Source organism: Globicatella sulfidifaciens DSM 15739, assembly GCF_900167405.1.
Lineage (GTDB): Bacteria > Bacillota > Bacilli > Lactobacillales > Aerococcaceae > Globicatella > Globicatella sulfidifaciens.
The window spans coordinates 73530-93790 of sequence record NZ_FUWO01000010.1 but is presented as its reverse complement, the minus strand read 5'-3'; the positions used below and the strand labels follow the sequence as shown (position 1 = coordinate 93790).

The following is a 20261-nucleotide window of genomic DNA, read 5'->3' as shown; positions in this document are numbered from 1 at the left end:
ATTAAAATTTAGGAGGAGAAACATGACAAAGAAAGATTTTGTCCCATATCTTGAGTCTAGTGACTCAGTAGTCTCAAAGTTGGAATCGAATGTTTCGCAAGGTTTAAGCGAAGCTGAAGTCAAAAAACGGCAAGAAGAATATGGTTTCAATGAATTAGAGACAGAAGAAAAAACAACATTGCTACAAAAATTCATTGAGCAATTTAAAGACTTCATGATTATAGTCTTATTAGTGGCGGCGGCTGTATCGGTTGTTGCTGAAGGGATGGAAGGTTTAACCGATGCCTTTATTATCTTATTAGTAGTTATTTTAAACGCGATAATGGGTGTTTTCCAAGAAGCTAAAGCTGAAGAAGCAATTGATGCTTTACGTAAAATGGCCTCACCGAGTGCTAAAGTCCGTCGTGACGGTACCATTAAAAATGTTAAAAGTACTGAATTAGTACCCGGAGATATTATTATCCTAGAAGCAGGAGACGTAGTACCTGCCGATGTTCGTTTAATTGAAACGAGCTCATTACAAATTGAAGAAGCAGCTTTAACTGGGGAATCTGTTCCAAGTGAAAAAGCAGCAGCCACCTTAGAAGCTGACGATGAGGTTGGTATTGGTGATCGTAGTAATATGGGGTTCTCAAGTACTAACGTTACTTATGGTCGTGGTGTTGGGGTCGTAACCGGCACTGGTATGCAAACTGAAGTTGGGCATATTGCGACCATGTTATCAGGTACTGAAAAACAATTAACACCATTACAACGTGACCAAGAAAAATTAGGTAAGACCTTAACAATATTAATTTTAGGGATTGCCGCGGTTACTTTCTTAGTGGGTATTTTACGTGGACGTTTACCATTGGATATGTTATTAGTGGCTATTTCATTAGCGGTTGCAGCTATTCCAGAAGGTTTACCTGCTATTTCAACCATTATCTTATCACTAGGTACGCGTACGATGGCTGATCGTAATGCTTTAGTTCGTACTTTGCCAGCGGTCGAAACCTTAGGAAGTACTCAAGTTATCTGTTCGGATAAAACAGGTACCCTTACTGTTAATAAAATGACGATTGAAAAAGTTTACTATAATGGTGAATTGCATGATGCAAGTGAAGCGATTAACTTAAATACACCATTATTAAAATCAATCGGATTTGCTAATGACACGGAAATTGATGATCAAGGCCAATTATTAGGAGATCCTACTGAAACGGCAATGATAAAATATGCTTTAGATAAAAAATTCGACTTAAAAGGCGAATTAACAAAATCTCCACGTGTCGATGAAGTACCATTTGATTCTACTCGTAAATTAATGTCAACGATTCATCAATTAGAAGACGGACGTTATTTCGTTGCTGTTAAAGGGGCACCGGACCAATTAATTAAACGTTGTACACAAGTTGACAACAATGGTGAAGTTACTACTTTAGCTGACAATCAAGTGGATGAAATTTTAGAATATAATACAAATTTAGCGAAAGATGCTTTACGTGTCTTAGCGGGTGCTTACAAAATTATTGATGAAATTCCTGCTGATGTTAAATCAGAAACAATTGAAACAGATTTAATCTTTGCTGGTTTAGTAGGGATGATTGACCCTGAGCGTAAAGAAGCAGGCGATGCCATTGCTGTGGCTAAAGAAGCGGGTATTCGTACCGTTATGATTACCGGTGACCACGCTGTAACAGCGCAAGCGATTGCCGAACGTTTAGGTATCTTAGATGCCAATGACACCAATAATGAAACACATGTTTTAAATGGTGCGCAATTAGATGAAATCTCTGATGAAGAATTAGCACGTACCGTAGCAAATTACTCTGTTTATGCGCGTGTTTCTCCAGAACATAAGGTACGTATCATCAAAGCATGGCAAGCTAATGATGTGGTTGTTTCAATGACGGGTGACGGTGTTAATGACGCGCCATCATTAAAACAAGCAGATATCGGTGTTGGTATGGGAATTACCGGTACAGAAGTATCAAAAGGTGCTTCAGATATGGTCTTAGCGGATGATAACTTTGAAACAATCGTAGTAGCAGTAGAAGAAGGACGTAAAGTATTTGCGAATATTCAAAAAGCTGTTCAATTCTTATTATCTGCCAACTTAGGTGAAGTATTTACTTTATTCTTTGCAACCATGTTAGGTTGGACAATTTTAGAACCCGTTCATATTTTATGGATTAACTTAGTAACAGACGTCTTTCCAGCGATTGCCTTAGGTTTAGAAGGCGCTGAAAAAGGTTCAATGAAACATGCTCCTCGTACATCAAAAGATAGTTTCTTATCATTTGGTGTTTTACCAAGTATTATTTACCAAGGTATTATAGAGGGCGGTATTACATTATTCATGTATTGGTTAGCTGCTTATGGACCATTCCCGACTCAATTAGTAGGGGATGAACGTCATGTCTTAGCTGAAACAGTCGCATTCCTAACATTAGGTATGTTACAATTATTCCATTCTTATAATGTGAAATCGGTATTCCAATCATTATTTAGTACCAATCCATTTAACAACAAATACTTAAATATGGCCTTTGTTGGTTCTGGTGCTTTATTATTGATGGTTGTATTAATACCAGGTTTACAATCATTATTTGGCGTACATGATTTAACTGGTACTCAATGGTTATTAGTTGTTTTAGCGGGTCTAAGTATCGTTGTCTTCGTTGAAATCATCAAGTTTATTTTACGAGCAACTGGTGTAGCTGCTAAATATGAAAAATCAGGAGCAGACTTTAAAGTTGTTAAATAATTTAGTAAGACAATTTGAATAAACCAACTCGACTAAGATTGGTTAAAATCAAGGCTGGGCAGAGATTATATCTGTTTGGCCTTGTATTTTTATAATGAAAAAAGATGATTGAAGAGTCTCTGTTAAAAGATCGCATCGTTTAACGCGCCTGGACTGAGGTGGCGACAGAAGGGTCATAGGGTCGCTAGTTGTTGTGAATCTGTGTGGACTTTCGAAGAAAGAATAATCAAATAGTTGCTAGTTGTTGTGAATCTGTACGGGGCCAATGAAAAAAACAGAATCATTTTATATTATTTTGCTCCATCTTTCTTTGTTAAATGAGCGATATTTGAACAAAATTCATTAATAAGATTGACTTTCATCTTTAGGAAGAAAATTTTTACCAAAACCACGCTTTTTTGGTAGAAATGTCGTATAATAGGCGATGGAAACGTAAGGATAGCAGATAAGACGATTAAACGATTAGACCCTATTATACAATTCCTTTATTAATTTAATTAGAGGTGGCGCTGTGATAAGAACAATTGAAGAAGCAATAGAGTGGATGGATGACCAACAAACCGAAGTACATCGTGTAGGACTGAATAAAATTCAAGTCGCATTAGACTTTGTTGGTAATCCTCAAAGAGGTTTAAAGACAATTCATATCGGTGGAACAAATGGAAAAGGATCCGTGACTGCTTATTTACGAAATCTTTTTATGAAACATGGATTTACTGTGGGAGGCTTTACCTCACCACATATCATGAAATTTAATGAACGAATTAGTTTGAATGGAGAAGCTATTGACGACGAAACGGTCATTCGTTTAGTGAACAAAATGGTCGAACTTAATGAGTATATGGCTACGACCCCCTATAGTCGATTGGTATTTTTTGAACTTTATACGGTAATGATGTTTTTATATTTTAATGAAGTTCAACCGGATATTTGTTTAATTGAAGTCGGATTGGGCGGTTTAAACGATTGTACCAATGTGCTTGACTCTAAAGATATTTTGATTACCACGATTGGCAAAGATCATGTGGAACGATTAGGTCATACTTATCGTGAAATTGCACAACAAAAAGCTGGTATTATTCATGGTGATGCGGATGTCTTCATTGGTGAATTACCTGCTGAAGCTGAAGCAGAAATCGAACGAATTTGTGCCATCGAAGGGGCAACACTTTATCAATTGGGCCAAGATGCAACTTATGAAATTCAAAGCCAATCATTAACCCAAGGTAGTATTTTCCGATTCAATAGCCAAGATAGTTATTGCATTAACATGATTGGAAAACATCAAATTCATAATGCTTCCTTATCGTTATTATTTTTCCAACATTGGATGAGAAAATATGGTCATGTTATTGATACTCAGCTCGAACACCAAGCCTTATTTGAAACCAAGTGGATTGGCCGGATGGAAAAATTAAGTAATCAGCCATTAATTTACATTGATGGCGCTCATAATGAAGCCGGTTTGAATGCTTTGGCAGATACGATGCAGACCTATTTAGCAGACAAAAAGATTAAGTTAATATACTCAGGTCTAATGACAAAAAATCAATTAGAGCATGTTAATTTATTATTGAAAATGCCTTTAGCAGAAATAGTCTTTACCGAGTTTGAACATCCAAAGTCTATGTTAGTGAATGATTTTGAATTGTTGGTTAAACAACATCCTGAAAATAACATTCCAACGCGTTTTAGTATCGATTGGGAACAGGAACTAACGCCAGGTAATCAAGATGTTTTAGTGGTTACTGGTTCATTATATTTTATCGCTCAAGTTCGAGCTTATTACTTAAAAAAAGAGCCATTATTGACTGACGTATAAAAAAGATTGGATTAAAGTATTTTAACTCCTTTTGGTGTATCTATCACTGAAAGGAGTTTTTTTATGGAAGTTAGTAAAAATCGAAATCTATTTATAGAGGAAGTCCCTAAACAAAGTAGGCCACGTGAACGCTTATTATATTTTGGCGAAAAAGCATTGGCTGATCATGAATTGCTGGCAATCTTATTACGGACCGGTACCAGACAAGAAAATGTGATTGAATTGGCTTTACGTTTAATTCAAGAATTCGAAACTTTATATGGGTTAAATCAAGCAAGTTTAGAGGAATTACAAAGTGTTCCAGGGATTGGGCCAATAAAGGCCATTGAGCTAAAAGCGAGTATGGAGATTGGCTTAAGAATTGCGACCAGTACCATTCCAAAATATGGTAAGATCACGTCGACCAAGGATGTGGGAGAATGGCTTTTGCGCGAGATGAGACAATTTCATCAAGAACATTTAACAGCACTCTTTTTGAATACGAAAAATGAGATTATAAGACGGAAAGATATTTTTAAAGGGACGGTTAACAGTTCAGTTGCGCACCCTCGCGAGAGTGCGAAATGTTCCTTAGTGAAAAGCTAAGGCTCTTATTTTATAAGAGAAGGCTTATTTCGAAAAGTAGAATGAAGGGGTAACGTCCGGAAATACTTTCTTTAAGCTCCGCCATGCGATTTGTTACGTAAATAATAGATGGTATGAAGCGCGGTAAAGTCGGCAGAAAAATTTTGCAGTGATTTGATATGCCGGAAGTCGGTTAATAAGATGAGGAGAACGAAGTTATGTGGACCAATAAGTAAGTAGAGGTTTAGTAAGAAGTCTCGCTATGAAAGACCTTCTATTTTTACAGGAAATAGCGAACTTATTTATTGAAAGTAGCCATCTAAGTTAACCTAAATGATAGAAATAAGTCAACATTGAAAGCAGAAGCTAGGTAGAATTTACGTTCGCTAAACTAGTTGATTGGTGACAGTCATTAACTTCTGTGAGAGCGAAGGCATGACCTTTGAGTTGTCTAATCCACAAGGAGGAATAGCCTTCAGTCAATTGTGTAAAAGAGTATGATATAAAACATAATTGATGGAACGCGGTATGCGGTGAAAGCTGCACGTACCGTGTGGTGTGGGGGAAAAATTGGCGATAACTTCAAAAATTTACCTATCACAATTATTTAAAGAAGCCGTAAAATATCCAACTGCGCGAATTATTATTGGACATAACCATCCGTCCGGCGATCCAGAGCCATCGCAAGCGGATTTAATTTTTACCAAACGAATGATTGAGTGTGGTAATTTAATGGGAATTGAATTATTGGATCATATTATTATTGGACAAGATAATTATTTAAGTTTAAGAGAAGTTACCAATATTTTTGATTAGGTTTAATTAAGTAATTTTAAGAAATTAGAATTATCTATAACCAGTCTAAATATTATCAATAGAACAACTAAAAATGCTAGGCTTGCAGTTAAAACGATTAAATTAGACATTTTAATACATTGATCAACTTGATATTGTAAAAGTTAAATTTAAGAAAAAAAAGTTATTGAATTATTTTATCCTTGTTTTCAACGCGTCAACGAAGGCATCTATTTTCATTGAATTGATTTCGTCTTTGCATTATTATTGTGAAGGGATTCTTAAATTTAAGTCTTAGTGCTTGTTAACAAAATGAAAACGTGTTACAATAGACTTATGTTTTTGTTAAGGGAAAGTTTGAATTATAATTTGTTTTACCATAAGGGAAAGTTGATTTATATTTAGTTTTACCATTCACAGAAATAAATATTTACGTGCATAGGCACAAAGGAGTTCATTATTAATGGAACAAGGAACAGTTAAATGGTTTAATTCAGAAAAAGGTTTTGGATTTATCGAACGTGAATCTGCTGATGATGTATTTGTTCATTTCTCAGCTATCCAAGATGAAGGGTTTAAAACTTTAGAAGAAGGTCAATCAGTTACTTTCGACGTTGAAGAAGGCGCTCGTGGACCTCAAGCAGCTAACGTACAGAAAGCTTAATTTTAATTAAATCAATGATGCGGTTAGGACTTTGGTTCTAACCGTTTTTGTATTATTAAGACAATCACTAGCCACTAGATGCCTTAGTGCATTGAATGTTTCGTAATGATAACATAAAGCAAGCAAACAAAGCAATTGCTAACCTCTAGGTGACTTAGTACATTGAAGGGACTGAAAGCTTCGATTTAACCATTAGTGAATGAATTTGTTTTGTAAGCAATAGTAAAAAATTGGTATAATATAGAGGAGATGAGGTGTCGAAATGAAAGTAGAATTAATATCATGTGGAACAGAATTATTATTAGGCGATATTATTAATACCAACGCGGCTTATTTAGCAAATGAATTAGCTAATATTGGTGTGAATATTTATAAACAAACAACAGTAGGAGATAATCCTGAACGATTAAAAAGAGCATTAGAATTAGCCTTTGAAGCAGCTGATACTGTTATTATTACGGGAGGGTTAGGACCTACTGATGATGATTTAACGCGGAATGTTGCTGCCGAATTTATGGGAATGCCCCTTGAATTTCAAGAATCGGTCTGGCAAGAGATTGTTGATTATTTAATGGGAAAAAATCCTAATTATCAATTAGCTGACAATAACCGCAAACAAGCGATGGTGCCACAAGGAGCTATTATTTTACACAATCCGATTGGTACTGCGCCAGGATTAATCTTAGATAAAGACGAACGGCGAATTATTTTAATGCCGGGGCCACCTCGAGAAATGAAACGGATGTATCACGAACAAGTAGAACCTTATTTGAAATCAAAAAGTCATCAAGTTTTTGCATCGCGTTATGTTCGCTTTTTTGGCATTGGTGAATCATTATTAGAAACAAAAATTAAAGATATTTTAGATCAACAAACGAATCCAACGATGGCTTTATATGCTAAAACAGCAGAAGTATTATTAAGAGTGACCGCATCTGGTCAAAATGAAGCAGAGTGCTTATCTTTGATAGAAACAGCACTCCAACCGATTAAAGAACGGGTAGGTGAATATATCTATTTAGTCGGTACTTCGGAAGTATCTGAGACACAAACCGAAATACATCGAGTACTAGCTCGAACACTGATTGACAAACAATTAACTATTAGTGTAGCCGAGTCACTAACAGGTGGGGATGTAGCGTCATTACTAATTGAACAAAGTGGTGTTTCACAAGTGTTTAAAGAAGGGATTGTATGTTATTCCAATGAATCAAAAATAAACACCGTTGGCGTGAAAGAATCAACGCTTAAACAATTTGGTGCAGTGAGTAGAGAAGTCGCAAGAGAGATGGTCATGGGAGTCGTGCAAAGACTCAATGCTGATGTGGCAATCGCGACGACGGGTTTAGCTGGGCCTGAAAGTGATGAAAGTGGTAAACCAGTTGGCCTAGTGTATGTAGGAACTTATTATAACGGGCAAATTGAAGTGAAAGAATATCATTTCTTTGGCGACCGGGCGCTTATTAGGGACCGTGCGGCTAAAAACGCCTTGAATCAATTAAGATTAATGATCAATCGCGTCAAAGATAAATAGGTCTAGAGGCCGATTAAAGAATCACATTCAACCTGTATAATAATAATATAGAATAAAGGAGGTCTTTAAAATGCTTATGATGTATCATTTACCTTATGTATTATTAATGCTAATTTACTTCGCCTTACTAGCAAGTATCTTTACTAAGCAAGCAACATTTAAATATAAAAAAGTAACTCAAATTTCAAGCGGTGCCTTGATTATTGTCCTGTTTGCGAATTTATTGTCTACGATTATTTTCGGTCGTTATTCAGATATACCTGAAACCAATATCGTAGTAGTATCAACTGGTATTTTTGCAGGACATGCACTCATTTCCTGGTTGTTTGATTTATTAGATCGTCGCTTCCATCAAGACTGGTTAAGAGTGATTTATTATATTGGCATGGGATTAGTCGTATTGACCAGTTATTATGCTGGAATTGATACCTATTCGACCCGCCCGATAGACGGTATGATTGGCACGACCGTTATTATTTGTTCTTTGGTGGTAGCTTGTACTATTCCCTTCTTTGGAATGGCGTTGTTAATGGATTTTTTCACTATGCGTCATCATGCGCCTAAAAATTATAAATTTAAACCGACACAAGATAAGATAAATCATTATCGTGAACATGGTTTATCGGAACAAGAAATTGTCTTTTTCCGTCAACAAATGGCCGAAGCCAAAGAGCGGATTGAAAATATTGAAGTGGAAATGAATAAAGTGGCTAAATTAAGAGTCATTGAAAATCGACACAATTTAGTAGCCGTTTCAAAACAATATTTCAAAGATATTGTTAAAGAACCTGAACGGGTAGCTCAAGCAGGTATCTTCTTAAATAAATTATTACCATCATTAGAAGATTTAACCGCTAAATATACCGAGATATCCAGTCATGTTGCTAAAAACAAACAAACCTATTTAATCTTAGAAAAAAGTGCTCAGACAATTGACAATATTTGTGAATCCATTACAGAGAGCTATGTCCATTTCCATCAATCATTATATAATGATTTACAAGATGAAATAAAATTAGCGAATCGTGCGCTTAATAAGGAAATAGATAACACAACTAATCAAGATACGATTGATGAGTTAGTGAGCGACCCATTTAACTTTGAGGAGGAATAATATATGGCTGAAAAAGATACTGAAAGCTTATTTGATGAATTAATTGGCGAAGCGACATCATCAGAAGTTGAGGAATTAATTAGTAATCCTTTTGATGAAAAAACAACCCGTGATGAATTAACAAGTGTTCAAAAAGATTTATTAGATGCTCAAATGTTATCGAAGCGACAAATAACGAATAGTAAACTGATTGACCGTTTACCTGAACATCGTCAAAAGCAAGCGAAAGATTTAGCTAGTCAAATTGACGAAACCAACATGAATGCTGTCATTGCTTATGGTTCCAATGCCCAAAAGAAATTAAGTGAGTTCTCACATTCAATGCTAAATCGTGTTCAATTAAAAGATACTGGAGAAATTGGTGATTCATTAACCGAATTGATGACTCAATTACAAAAATCTAACCCAAAAGATTTAACCGCTGAACCTAATCTTTTTAAACGATTATTTGGAAAGGTGAAAGCTTCAATTTCCGAAACGCAAATACAATACCAAAAAATTGGTAGCCAAATTGATAAAGTAGCCATCCGTTTAGAACGTGAGAAAAATGAGTTATTAAACGATAACTTAATGTTAGAACAATTATACGAGAAGAATAAAGATTACTTTGAAGCACTCAATATTTATATCGCTGCCGGTGAAGTAAAAATGCAAGAATTACAAGAAAAAATTATTCCTGAAGCGATTGAAAAGGCTAAAAAAAGTAATAGTCAAATGGATGTTCAAGTCGTCAATGATTTAAATCAATTTTTAGATCGTTTGGATAAGCGAACGCATGATTTACGATTAACTCGCCAAATGACGATTCAACAAGCACCTCAAATTCGTATGATTCAAAATACGAACCAAGCATTAGCTGAAAAAATCCAAGTATCAGTGCATACGGCGATTCCATTATGGGAAAACCAAATAACGATTGCCTTAGCCTTATTAAGACAACAAAATGCTGCAGTTTCTCAACGTCAAGTTTCGGAAACAACGAATGATTTATTATTAAAGAACTCTGATATGTTAAAACAAAGTGCTATTGATACCGCGCGAGAATCTGAACGTGGTGTAATTGATATTGAGACTTTACAAAAAACGCAAGCAAACTTAATTGAGACATTAGAAGAAACCTTGCAAATTCAATCAGAAGGGCGCCGTCAACGTGCCTTGGCTGAACAAGAATTACAAGCAATGGAGCTTGATTTAAGAGATAAATTATTGCAAATAACGGCCGAACAAAAGCAACAAGAAGCCAATCGCACACAGGACGATAATTATCAATTTTAATATAACAAAACGGAAAGAAATGCTGATTTCTTTCCGTTTTATTTTTTCAAGTGAGTCAAAAGGGCTTGATGATGCTTAATATTATTATAAAAAATATAGGCAAAAGCCATCGGCTTCTTAGCGAGTGGAAGAATGTACCGAAGTGGTACAGAAAAAGGGAGTAAGCTAGAAGTAGAAAATCATTTGAATTTCACTACGTCTGCTCACTCCCGAATCGAGTAGCTATTAAGTCATTTGATAGGACACTGTTTAAGACTACTCAGCTATTAAATTGTCAATATCGATTACTAACGTTGGCAAGCAATACGTTGTTTCCTGTCCAAAGCCAGAAGTTTTTAAACATTATTATTTAAGTTCGAAGAAGAACGCGTCCTTTTCACCTAAACGGTCAAAATCAGTATCTTGAGGTTTTAATTCTAATACCCATTCATCTTCTGCGAATTTTTCATAAGTTTTGCCATCCATTAAAAATGTATGGTAACGTGAGGCTGTTTCACCAGCAAGTAATTCACGATTTTCTAAACGTGGCTCTAATAAACCTTCGCTGAAGTATCTAATCATATCAGCTAATGCCAAGGTACCTGAAACCATATCTAACTGTAAATCTTTTTTAGTTTGATTGTCATATGTTACAGCCACTGTTAATAAATAGGCACCATCTTCAAAGTCAGCAAAGCGATCTTTATAATCTTCATTTGGCTCTAATTCAGTTATTTGGTAACTATCAACCGTAATAGTTAAACCTTGGGATTCAATGGTTTCACCCAATTCAACTTCATCAACTAACGTTTTATTCCCCCAATTTTCTAATGTGTAGACATCAGGATAAAAATCAGCGGCTGCGGCTGCAATTTCTTCACCTTTAGTAGTAAATGGAATACGAATGTTAGTTCCACGAGCTAATAAAGTCTCAGTTTCAAAATCTTCAGAGGTATAAACAGCTGGTGTTTCCATTAGACCAATACCTTCGGCTTCAATTTTTTCCATTGTATTTGGTGTAATCGGTAATGGATAGAAACCACGAATTTCTTGACCCGCTTCTAAGACACCTTCATTATCGTTATGGAATAACCAATTGATTGATTGTGATTCTTTCACTAAAGAATTATTATTCGTAATAAAATCTTCATTACCGGTCACCGTCGTATTAAAGGTAGGGACAGGGTAAAGGTCTTGATCACATGTATTTCTTAAGGTGATATCATAGACGATTACGCCACCTTTTTCTGTTTGATCACCAAAAACATATTCCCAGTCAACATCGAAATTACTTATTTCATAGTAGTAATAACCATTGATGATAATATCAATGCCTTCAACATCTTCAGTTAAATTGATTGGTTTTAAGTTTTTATATAAAACTTCTACTTTTTCAGCTTCTAATATTTCTTGTAACTTAGCTTGATAAGCTTCCCAATCGGCTGCATCATCATCGTCTGCATCATCGTCATTGGCAGGTGCTTCTTCATCATTAGTTTCATTGTCATCAGTATCATCGGCATCTTCGTCAGAACTTTCATTATTTTCGGAAGATTCTTCTGTGTCATTTGTTTCTTCTGCGACTGTAGTTTCTTCTGATGTAGTTTCTTCTTCATCTTCGGACACCGTTGTTGTTTCCTCTGCATAAGCAGGGGCAAGTGTTGGTACGAAAGTACCGGCTAACAGCGACAATATCAGTGTACTAGCTAATAATGATTTTTTCATTCTACTTCTCTCCTCTCATATTAACTACTTAAAGCATAGCCAAATTTAAATTCAAAGTAAAATGATAAGCTTTTTAAAATGTTTAAAAAATTAATAAGAATTTTAGTTAATGAGTTTGTTAGTATTATATGTTTTTCACAAAGTTAGATAAAAAGAAGAGTCAAAAGAGTGGTGGAATCAATGATAATAGAGCGTCTAAATAGTTTATAAGTAATCTTATTTTGTGAAAAGAAAAATAAAAACGACCGGAAATGGGATAATTCCAGTCGTTTTCGATTTAAGCTTCTTAATTAAAAATTAAGTTATTCAATTATTGTATAATTGGTAGCGAATGATTGAGATGGTTATTTTACTAGGTATTCAATCATCACATCTTGATTTGCTTCATCTTGATTTGCTTCATCGGTATTACCAGCATAATTTGGTGTTGCTAAAGAAATACCACCTTGAGCATTATGGAAAAGATACATGTCTTTAGCTAAATCTCCCTCAAGCTCCGATACTTTGATAACGGTATTGACTTTAACATTACGGACACCAGAGCCATCATGTGAATTGACACGAATTTCTTTTTCTGGGACTACCTCAAATTTTATTTCGCCATTTTGAGGTTCAGTATCAGGGTAGACAAAGCTCACGGTTCCTTCTGATGAATTTAATGTGATTTCATTTGGAATATTCATGCCGTCATTACCAAAGAGAGTGTCACTTGATACTTCACTCTTATCAACCATAAATGGATATTGACTTGGGTCAACAGCTTCTTCATTTCCTGAATTATCTTCAGGGACATATTCACCAACTATGTATTCAATCATTACATCTCTATCTGCTTCTTCTACATTGCCAGCGTAATTTGGCGTTGCAAGAGAGACACCGCCGTTCGCATTTTGGAATAGATACATTTCATTTGCGAAATCTCCTTCAATACCTTCAATTTGAATGACGGTATTGACTTTGACATTACGAATGCCTGATCCATCATGTGAGAAAATACGAATTTCTTTGGTTGGAATATTAGTAAAGGTTGCTGTTCCAGCTGGTTCGCTACCATCAGCAGCTTTAAATGTAACAGAGTTAGCGTCAGTATTGATAATAATATTATTTGGAATATTCATTCCTGGATTAAAGAATGGTGTTTCACCAGCTATATGTGATAAATCAACCCTGTAAGGGAAATCATCTGTATTTTCTTCAGTAGGTGCTTCAGTTGTTTCTTCAGCAGGTGCTTCAGTTGTTTCTTCAGCAGGCGCCTCAGTTGATTCCTCAGCAGGCGCTTCAGTAGATTCTTCAGTAGGCGCCTCAGTTGATTCCTCAGCAGGCGCTTCAGGTTGAGTACCCACTAGGTATTCTAACATGACGTCTTTTTCGGATTCGTCAACATTACCAGCGTAGTTTGGTGTAGCTAATGAGATACCACCATCTTTATTAACAAATAGGAATAGATTTTCGCTACCTTGTTTTGAACGAATTACTGTATTTACTTTAATATCGCGAATACCAGAACCATCGGCAGAGAAGACACGAATGTCATGTGTTGGAATATTGGTAATTTCAATATTTGATACTTGTGATTCTTGTTCCGGATAATCGTAAGCTAAGGTTAAATCATTTTTAGCTAAGTTTAATCCGTTAGGAATATTCATACCTTCACGTACGAAGTAAGTTTTATCTTGTAAGATATTTAAATCAACCATATATGGGAAGTCTTCTAAACTAGGTTCTTCAACATCAGTTTGGGAAGGTGTTTCAGTTAGAACATATTCTAACATACCTTCTTGACCAGCTTGTCCGCTGTAATCTGGAGTTAATAATGAAATCGTACCAGAATTATTGAAGAATAAGTATAAATCTTCGGATTCTTTAGCGCCAGTATCAGCAACAGGTTTTAAATGTAAAACGGTGTTGACTTTTACTTGACGAGTTGAGCCATCTTGAGCAATAGCTGTCAATTCTTTAGTGTCAATATTCTCGGTTGTTAATTCATAAGTAGCTTTGCTGTCCATCAGGTAAACACGTTTATCTAATAGTGAGACTTGAATATTGTGTGGGATACCATCGCCATCACGTTTAAATGTTGCATGACCACCGAATTGATTTAGATCTACGGCATATGGCTTATTAGCATCTTCTTTAATACTTTTATCTAATTGATCCACGGTGTCTTTATTTTTAGCCGCTTCAGTTTCTGAGTAATCTTTTGCGACTTGTTTTAAGAACTCAATGGTTTCATTTGATAACTTTATATCAGGATTGTTATTGATAATGGTTTGAACAATAAAATCGATGTTAACTTCTTGATTATTTACCACTGTATTGGTAATTTGGGTTTTCATTTCAACAATAATTTTATTGATTTGAACATCCGTTACTTGATTTTCTTTTTTCGCTTGTTCTACTAATTGAATCTCTTTTTCAGCGACGACGATTGATTTTTGATCAACTTTTAAGCCGGCTTTTTCAAAGAGAGCATAAACACCTGCTAACGCACCTTCACCGGTTACCGGTTTAACAGTTGCGATTTTAATGAGCACGTCTTTAGCACCTGAAGTAATGGCTGCATTTTGATATGTAGTTGGTTTGACCACTAAAATATTTTGTGGGGTAATAACTTGTACTTGTACACCAGAACCTTCTGGTAATTTTTCAATTAAAGCACTTGAGAAAACACCAGTATTTTGATTGGACCCATCTTGTAAATATTGGTTAACGACAGTACCGTCAACATAAATAGTATTATCGATAGGTAAATTATTGGCACCTAATAGTTGTTTTGTTTGCTCAGCTTCTTGTGCAGTTAAAGATGCACCTAATGATAATTCACGTTGTGGTGCAGTGGCTGGGGTTGTTGCTTGAACTTCTGTTAATGAGATGACACTAGAGCTAATTGGGACAATTGCTAAGGAACTTAACGCTAAGACCACGGTCATTTTTTTCATAAGTTTCATAATAAACTCCTCCTCTTTATGATTTAATTATATCATTAATTATTTTGGAGTGGGTGAAAAAGGCTTGAATAAAATTTGAAAATGTGAACCGTTTACGAATTTTTTGTAAAAAAAAAAGAAGTCAAAAGACTTCCATTTTTAATCAATTATTTTTTTGATTCGTGGTATTTTGTCATAATACCTTTTGTAGAGAATAAGTTACGAACGGTATCAGATGGTTGTGCACCATTAGCTAACCATTGTAAAGCTAATTCTTCTTTAATGTCTAAAGTAGCTGGTTCTGTAAGTGGGTTGTAAGTACCGATTTGTTCGATAATACGACCATCACGTGGAGAACGAGAGTCTGCAACAACGATTCTGTAGAATGGTTGTTTTTTTGCACCCATACGTTTTAAACGGATTTTAACTGCCATGTTCATTTCACCTCCATAAATATCATTCACAAGTATGTATTGTATCAGATTATTATCACCCTGTAAAGTATTTTTCCTTTACACCTTAAATTTTTTTTAATTAATATTTTTTCAATTGATTCCAATCAATTTTACGGTAGACAAATGCTGCAATTAAAACGGTTAATCCATTTGATAACAGCATTGAAATCCAAATTCCGGTTGAACCAAGATTACTAAAGTTACTGAATAGCCAGATTAATGGCAAACGAAATAACCATAGACGTCCGATTGACATGAACATCGAATAATTGGTTTTACCCATCCCCTGGAAGACCCCGTTATAAGAAGAGAAGAATCCCATAAAAAAGATAATTAACGTACTATACATCAAATATTCAATGGCTTGATTCCAAAGGTTTTGATTACTCATATCAGTTATAAAGAGTGACAGTAAATTTTGTTTAAACAAGAAAATAATGATTGAAGAAATAATTGAAATGAAGCCAATGATTAAATTAGTACGTCTAAAGATTGATTTGGCACGATCAAATTGTTGTGCTCCGATATTTTGACCAATTAATGAAGTTAAAGCCATCCCAATTCCCATTTGTGGTTGTGTTAATAAATCAGATAAACGATTGCCCATCGAGAAAGCTGCTAAAGTATCCGTTCCATAGGACTGGATTAAGCCATTTAAAACTGTAAATCCCATGGCAGCGCCACTATAACCTAAGGCGGAAGGGAGAGCAATTTTTGTTAACTCTTGAATAATTGGAAAATGGTATTCGCGATTTAGCAAGTGTACTTTAACTTGCGACTGACGTTTAACCACATAAGCGGCTAGTATTAAGAGAATCAATTTCGAAATGACCGTCGCCCAAGCGGCACCCGCAATTCCCATATCCAAACCAGGTAAATTAATTAAGGGAATAGTTTTAAAAATAAAGATCGGGTCTAAAATCACATTGATCAAAGAGGAGATGGTACTAATTATCGTGATGGTCTTATTATTTCCTTCAGAGTTGAGGATTGCTTGGTAAGCAAAATAACCAAAGTCAAAAAAGAGACCGATGAAATTAATTTTTAAATAAGTCGTACTTTTAAGCGCGAATTCTCCTGTACCACCCATCCAGCTAACAAAGTTTGCTGAATAGATATAACCAATAATCGAAACAAATAATCCAATAACTAAAGAGAGGTTTAGCGCATTTTGAGCAAATTGATTGGCTTTTTCATATTGTCGCGCCCCTAAGCGTTGTGCTATTAAGGTAGTGGCACCTACGCCAATCCCCATACCTAAAGAAATAAATAGGAAATTGAGTGGCCAAACAAAAGCAGTAGCAGCAAAGTCATCTGAAGAGAGCTGGGCCACATAGAGACCATCCGTTAAATTATAAAGGGTTCGAACTAAATTATTGAACATCAATGGTGCTGAAAGGGCAATAATGGTTTTCGTAATGTTGCCCTCCAACATAATATTTTGTTTTGTTTTTTCCATATTTTTTATCACCAAACGGTATTATAGCAGTTTCATGAATTATTTGCACCTGTTAAGTAATTTTTTAGGCAAAAATATTTCAGTTATTGTTAAAATATGCTATCGTTATTTTGAAAGTGTATGAAAGAGGGATGAATATGAAACAATATGATTTAATTACCATCGGTGGCGGTAGTGGTGGCAGTGGAGCAGCCAATCGTGCAGCTGAATATGGAGCCAAAGTTGCAGTCATTGAAGGTGGATTGGTTGGTGGGACTTGTGTTAATTTAGGATGTGTACCTAAAAAGGTAACTTGGTATGCCGCCAGAGTAAATGAGGCCATTCGTCATTATGGACCGGGATATGGTTTTACTGCTGATAATGTACAATTTGATTATCATAAATTTTTAGAAGCGCGTGATGGTTATGTTAGCCGTTCACGTAATGGTTATGGCACTCGGTTTGAAAAAAATGGCATTGATCTTTATCAAGGTTTTGCTAAATTTCTAAATAATAATCAAGTTGAAGTTAATGGTGAAGTATTAGAAGCGAAACATATTGTGATTGCAACCGGTGGCCGTCCGACTTTACCTGAGGTTAAGGGGATTGAATTAGTTAATACTTCTGACGACTTTTTCAATTGGGACAGTTTACCAGAGAGTGTGGCAATTGTCGGTGCCGGCTATATTGCCGTAGAATTAGCGGGTGCATTACATTCATTAGGTGTTAATTCACATTTAGTCGTCAGATATGACCGTCCATTACGACAATTTGATCAAATGCTAGGCGAGAGTTTAGTAGAAGCAATGGCTCAAAATGGTCCGACATTAGTACCTAATACCACGATAACAGAATATCGTCAAAATGGGGATAAAATTGATTGTTTAGTCGGGGATGAAGTCATCTTAACCGTTGATAAAGTAATTATGGCGATTGGACGTCAACCTAATACCGACCAATTAGGTTTAGAAAACACTGATGTTGAATTATTGCCATCGGGTCATATTAAAGTCGATGATGGTCATCAAACAACAGTGCCAACTATTTATGCGATAGGTGATGTAATCGGTAAAGCAGATTTAACGCCGGTAGCCATTAAAGCTGGACGTCAATTATCAGAGTATTTGTTTAATGATGCGACAACTTCTGCCATCTCATATGACATGATTCCAACGGTTATTTTTAGTCATCCAGCTATTGGAACGATTGGTTTAACTGAACAGGAAGCAGTTGATCAATATGGAAAAGATGCCGTTAAAGTGTACCGTACTAAATTTTTCTCAATGTACGCAAGTGCCGCTTGGCATCGTGAACCATGTTATTTTAAATTAGTTTGTGTAGGTGAAGAAGAAAGAGTGATTGGCTTACATGGCATTGGTGAAGGCGTGGATGAAATGATTCAAGGTTTCGGTGTTGCTATGAAGATGGGTGCTACCAAAGCACAATTTGATGCGGTCGTTGCCATTCATCCTACGGGAAGTGAAGAATTTGTGACGATGCGTTAACATCTTGATTAGTAATGCTAATTGGATGGCTTCATGGAACAGCTTGACATGTCATAATAATGATTTTAACCATGATAATTATTAGCTTGTAGTGCTTTTATTAGGTATAATGGCGTTACATTCAATTTGAGGAGAGGTTACGATGATAGTAAATTTAATTGTTGGTGGAGTTATTGGCTGGTTAGCTGGCTTACTTTTAGGTAAAGACATTCCTGGTGGTGTTATTGGTAACATTATTGCCGGTTTATTAGGGTCAGCTATTGGAGAATATTTATTCCACGATACAGGTTTTATCGCTTCATTTTTAGGAGCAGTTATTTTAATTATTGTCTTTAGCTTTATCAACAAAAATAGAAGATAAATAAGGTATTAAATAAGTGGACAAGAGCTTAAAGTGTTAAAACTTTTAGACCTTGTCCATTTTTTATTTTATCGATTTGTAAGTTGATTACCAAGCGTTCAGATTATCAGATAAATACGCACTAGCAAAGCGTTAGATTGTTATGTCAGCGTTTGATTTCGCCTCAAACAAAAAATAGGCAGGGAGTGGGCAAGAAGTAGAAAATCATTCGATTTTCGCTTCGTCTGCCCACCTCTGCACAGTTGGGAATAGACCTCACACTAGTCTTTAAGACTTAGTGTGAGGCCTATCACCCATTGCGCTGATGAGTTTTGAATAATAACTTGATTGAATTCAACAAGTATTTTCCATCTTCAAACGCTATTATTATACAGTTTCATAACCGACCATTAGACCACCACGTTGCGCATAGTAGCTACATAAGCCACTAGTTGGACGGATGTTAATGGTTGCCTGTGGAAATGATTTTAAAATGACCTCTTTTAGTTTTAAGGCACCAGATTCATTTAAGCAATGTGAAATATCAATGCGTCCATTATTAAAGTTAGCTTCGGTAAGTACGTCAACAATTGAATTGTGTGCACGTTTTTCCCCTTTTGATTTATGAACGACTTCAATTTGACCAACGTCACTACGAACACCAATTAAGCGAATATTCAGTAAACCAATCATCCCACCCACTATACGGTTTAAGCGACCATTTTTTACTAGATTATCAACTGACTCTAGCATAAAGACTAAACCAGTTGATTGATGATAATTTTCTACTTCTGTCACGACGTCATCGAATGATTTGCCTGCTTGTATTAATTCAATCGTCTTATCTACTAAAATATCCATTTCAGTCCCAGCAGAAAGAGTATCAATAATTTGAATGTTTTTTTCAGGGTGTGATTCTAAAACAAGGTTTTTGGCTAATTGAGCACTATTAAAGCTTCCTGATAATGCACCCGAAATTGTAAAACAAATAACATTATCTGCACCCATAAAAGCTGATGCGTAAGTATCAGGTGACGGACAAGCGGTTGAAGAACCTAATTTGCTATGTTCCATAGAGTCCATTAAATCCGGAACTTTACTAAGATCGTCATCAATAAATAACTCGGTACCAATATTAATTAATAAGGGAACCACTTGAAAACCAATCTCATCGGTTATTTTTTCTTCATGTCTAATGCATGATCCGGAGTCAGCAAGTATTTTCCATTTCATGTTTTTTACCTCCTTGGGTTTTATCTAAGTATATAAAAATAATGGTGAAAGTGCAATTATTTAGGGGGATTTAATGATCGGGTTATCAAGATCGTTTCTATATAATCTATCAATCATTTTAAAAGTTCGTTGTCAAAAAATA

General features: G+C 35.5%; 15 protein-coding genes. 10 read left to right on the top strand and 5 right to left on the bottom strand.

What is annotated here, in order from left to right; all coding sequences use genetic code 11:
• Positions 1-22 precede the first annotated feature (22 nt).
• The 8 genes from B5D12_RS06575 (at position 23) to B5D12_RS06540 (ending at position 10517) form a co-directional block, all read left to right on the top strand.
• Positions 23-2749 (top strand): cation-translocating P-type ATPase, encoded by a 2727-nt coding sequence (locus B5D12_RS06575; RefSeq protein WP_078756068.1) that lies wholly within the window; start codon positions 23-25, stop codon positions 2747-2749.
• Positions 2750-3260: 511 nt separating this feature from the next.
• Positions 3261-4571, top strand: a complete 1311-nt coding sequence (locus tag B5D12_RS06570; protein ID WP_078756067.1) for a bifunctional folylpolyglutamate synthase/dihydrofolate synthase — start codon at positions 3261-3263, stop codon at positions 4569-4571.
• Positions 4572-4634: 63 nt separating this feature from the next.
• Complete coding sequence (gene radC, locus B5D12_RS06565; protein WP_071408217.1) at positions 4635-5156, top strand: RadC family protein; 522 nt, start codon at positions 4635-4637, stop codon at positions 5154-5156.
• A gap of 519 nt (positions 5157-5675) precedes the next feature.
• Positions 5676-5951, top strand: coding sequence for a JAB domain-containing protein (locus B5D12_RS06560; protein WP_078756066.1), 276 nt, complete (start codon positions 5676-5678; stop codon positions 5949-5951).
• Positions 5952-6393: 442 nt separating this feature from the next.
• Positions 6394-6594 carry a cold-shock protein gene (locus B5D12_RS06555; RefSeq protein WP_078756065.1) on the top strand — a complete coding sequence of 67 codons (201 nt, stop codon included), beginning with the start codon at positions 6394-6396 and terminating at the stop codon, positions 6592-6594.
• Between the two features lie 262 nt (positions 6595-6856).
• Positions 6857-8128 (top strand): competence/damage-inducible protein A, encoded by a 1272-nt coding sequence (locus B5D12_RS06550; RefSeq protein WP_078756064.1) that lies wholly within the window; start codon positions 6857-6859, stop codon positions 8126-8128.
• Between the two features lie 70 nt (positions 8129-8198).
• The gene (locus tag B5D12_RS06545) at positions 8199-9242 is read left to right on the top strand and encodes a 5-bromo-4-chloroindolyl phosphate hydrolysis family protein (RefSeq protein WP_078756063.1); all 1044 of its coding nucleotides are present in this window, start codon (positions 8199-8201) and stop codon (positions 9240-9242) included.
• Positions 9243-9245: 3 nt separating this feature from the next.
• On the top strand, positions 9246-10517 hold the full coding sequence (locus B5D12_RS06540; protein WP_078756062.1) for a toxic anion resistance protein: 1272 nt from the start codon (positions 9246-9248) through the stop codon (positions 10515-10517).
• Positions 10518-10862: 345 nt separating this feature from the next.
• Here the strand turns inward: B5D12_RS06540 and B5D12_RS06535 are convergent, their stop codons facing one another.
• From B5D12_RS06535 to B5D12_RS06520, 4 genes are all read right to left on the bottom strand, one after another.
• Entirely contained in the window at positions 10863-12221 is a 1359-nt protein-coding gene (locus B5D12_RS06535; RefSeq protein WP_078756061.1) for a hypothetical protein, read from the bottom strand.
• Between the two features lie 344 nt (positions 12222-12565).
• Positions 12566-15169 (bottom strand): DUF1002 domain-containing protein, encoded by a 2604-nt coding sequence (locus B5D12_RS06530; RefSeq protein ID WP_078756060.1) that lies wholly within the window; start codon positions 15167-15169, stop codon positions 12566-12568.
• A 146-nt stretch (positions 15170-15315) separates the two neighbouring features.
• Positions 15316-15582: a 30S ribosomal protein S16 gene (gene rpsP / locus B5D12_RS06525; protein ID WP_066126553.1), complete on the bottom strand. Its 267-nt coding sequence runs from the start codon at positions 15580-15582 to the stop codon at positions 15316-15318.
• Positions 15583-15682: 100 nt separating this feature from the next.
• Positions 15683-17062: an MATE family efflux transporter gene (locus tag B5D12_RS06520; protein ID WP_078756059.1), complete on the bottom strand. Its 1380-nt coding sequence runs from the start codon at positions 17060-17062 to the stop codon at positions 15683-15685.
• 137 nt (positions 17063-17199) lie between these two features.
• Here B5D12_RS06520 and gorA point away from each other — a divergent pair, with 137 nt between their 5' ends.
• Both gorA and B5D12_RS06510 read left to right on the top strand, forming a co-directional pair.
• Entirely contained in the window at positions 17200-18546 is a 1347-nt protein-coding gene (gene gorA / locus B5D12_RS06515; RefSeq protein WP_078756058.1) for a glutathione-disulfide reductase, read from the top strand.
• Positions 18547-18688: 142 nt separating this feature from the next.
• Positions 18689-18907 (top strand): GlsB/YeaQ/YmgE family stress response membrane protein, encoded by a 219-nt coding sequence (locus B5D12_RS06510; protein ID WP_200803007.1) that lies wholly within the window; start codon positions 18689-18691, stop codon positions 18905-18907.
• Positions 18908-19273: 366 nt separating this feature from the next.
• Here the strand turns inward: B5D12_RS06510 and B5D12_RS06505 are convergent, their stop codons facing one another.
• Positions 19274-20119, bottom strand: a complete 846-nt coding sequence (locus B5D12_RS06505) for a DegV family protein (protein WP_078756057.1) — start codon at positions 20117-20119, stop codon at positions 19274-19276.
• Positions 20120-20261 lie beyond the last annotated feature (142 nt).

What these genes read in the sequence shown, in the direction of transcription:
- B5D12_RS06575 (WP_078756068.1), top strand. Translation starts at nt 23, where the DNA reads ATGACAAAGAAAGATTTTGTCCCATATCTTGAGTCTAGTGACTCAGTA.
- radC (WP_071408217.1), top strand. Translation starts at nt 4,635, where the DNA reads ATGGAAGTTAGTAAAAATCGAAATCTATTTATAGAGGAAGTCCCTAAA.
- B5D12_RS06555 (WP_078756065.1), top strand. Translation starts at nt 6,394, where the DNA reads ATGGAACAAGGAACAGTTAAATGGTTTAATTCAGAAAAAGGTTTTGGA.
- B5D12_RS06550 (WP_078756064.1), top strand. Translation starts at nt 6,857, where the DNA reads ATGAAAGTAGAATTAATATCATGTGGAACAGAATTATTATTAGGCGAT.
- B5D12_RS06545 (WP_078756063.1), top strand. Translation starts at nt 8,199, where the DNA reads ATGCTTATGATGTATCATTTACCTTATGTATTATTAATGCTAATTTAC.
- B5D12_RS06540 (WP_078756062.1), top strand. Translation starts at nt 9,246, where the DNA reads ATGGCTGAAAAAGATACTGAAAGCTTATTTGATGAATTAATTGGCGAA.
- B5D12_RS06535 (WP_078756061.1), bottom strand. Translation starts at nt 12,221, where the DNA reads ATGAAAAAATCATTATTAGCTAGTACACTGATATTGTCGCTGTTAGCC.
- B5D12_RS06530 (WP_078756060.1), bottom strand. Translation starts at nt 15,169, where the DNA reads ATGAAACTTATGAAAAAAATGACCGTGGTCTTAGCGTTAAGTTCCTTA.
- rpsP (WP_066126553.1), bottom strand. Translation starts at nt 15,582, where the DNA reads ATGGCAGTTAAAATCCGTTTAAAACGTATGGGTGCAAAAAAACAACCA.
- B5D12_RS06520 (WP_078756059.1), bottom strand. Translation starts at nt 17,062, where the DNA reads ATGGAAAAAACAAAACAAAATATTATGTTGGAGGGCAACATTACGAAA.
- gorA (WP_078756058.1), top strand. Translation starts at nt 17,200, where the DNA reads ATGAAACAATATGATTTAATTACCATCGGTGGCGGTAGTGGTGGCAGT.
- B5D12_RS06510 (WP_200803007.1), top strand. Translation starts at nt 18,689, where the DNA reads ATGATAGTAAATTTAATTGTTGGTGGAGTTATTGGCTGGTTAGCTGGC.
- B5D12_RS06505 (WP_078756057.1), bottom strand. Translation starts at nt 20,119, where the DNA reads ATGAAATGGAAAATACTTGCTGACTCCGGATCATGCATTAGACATGAA.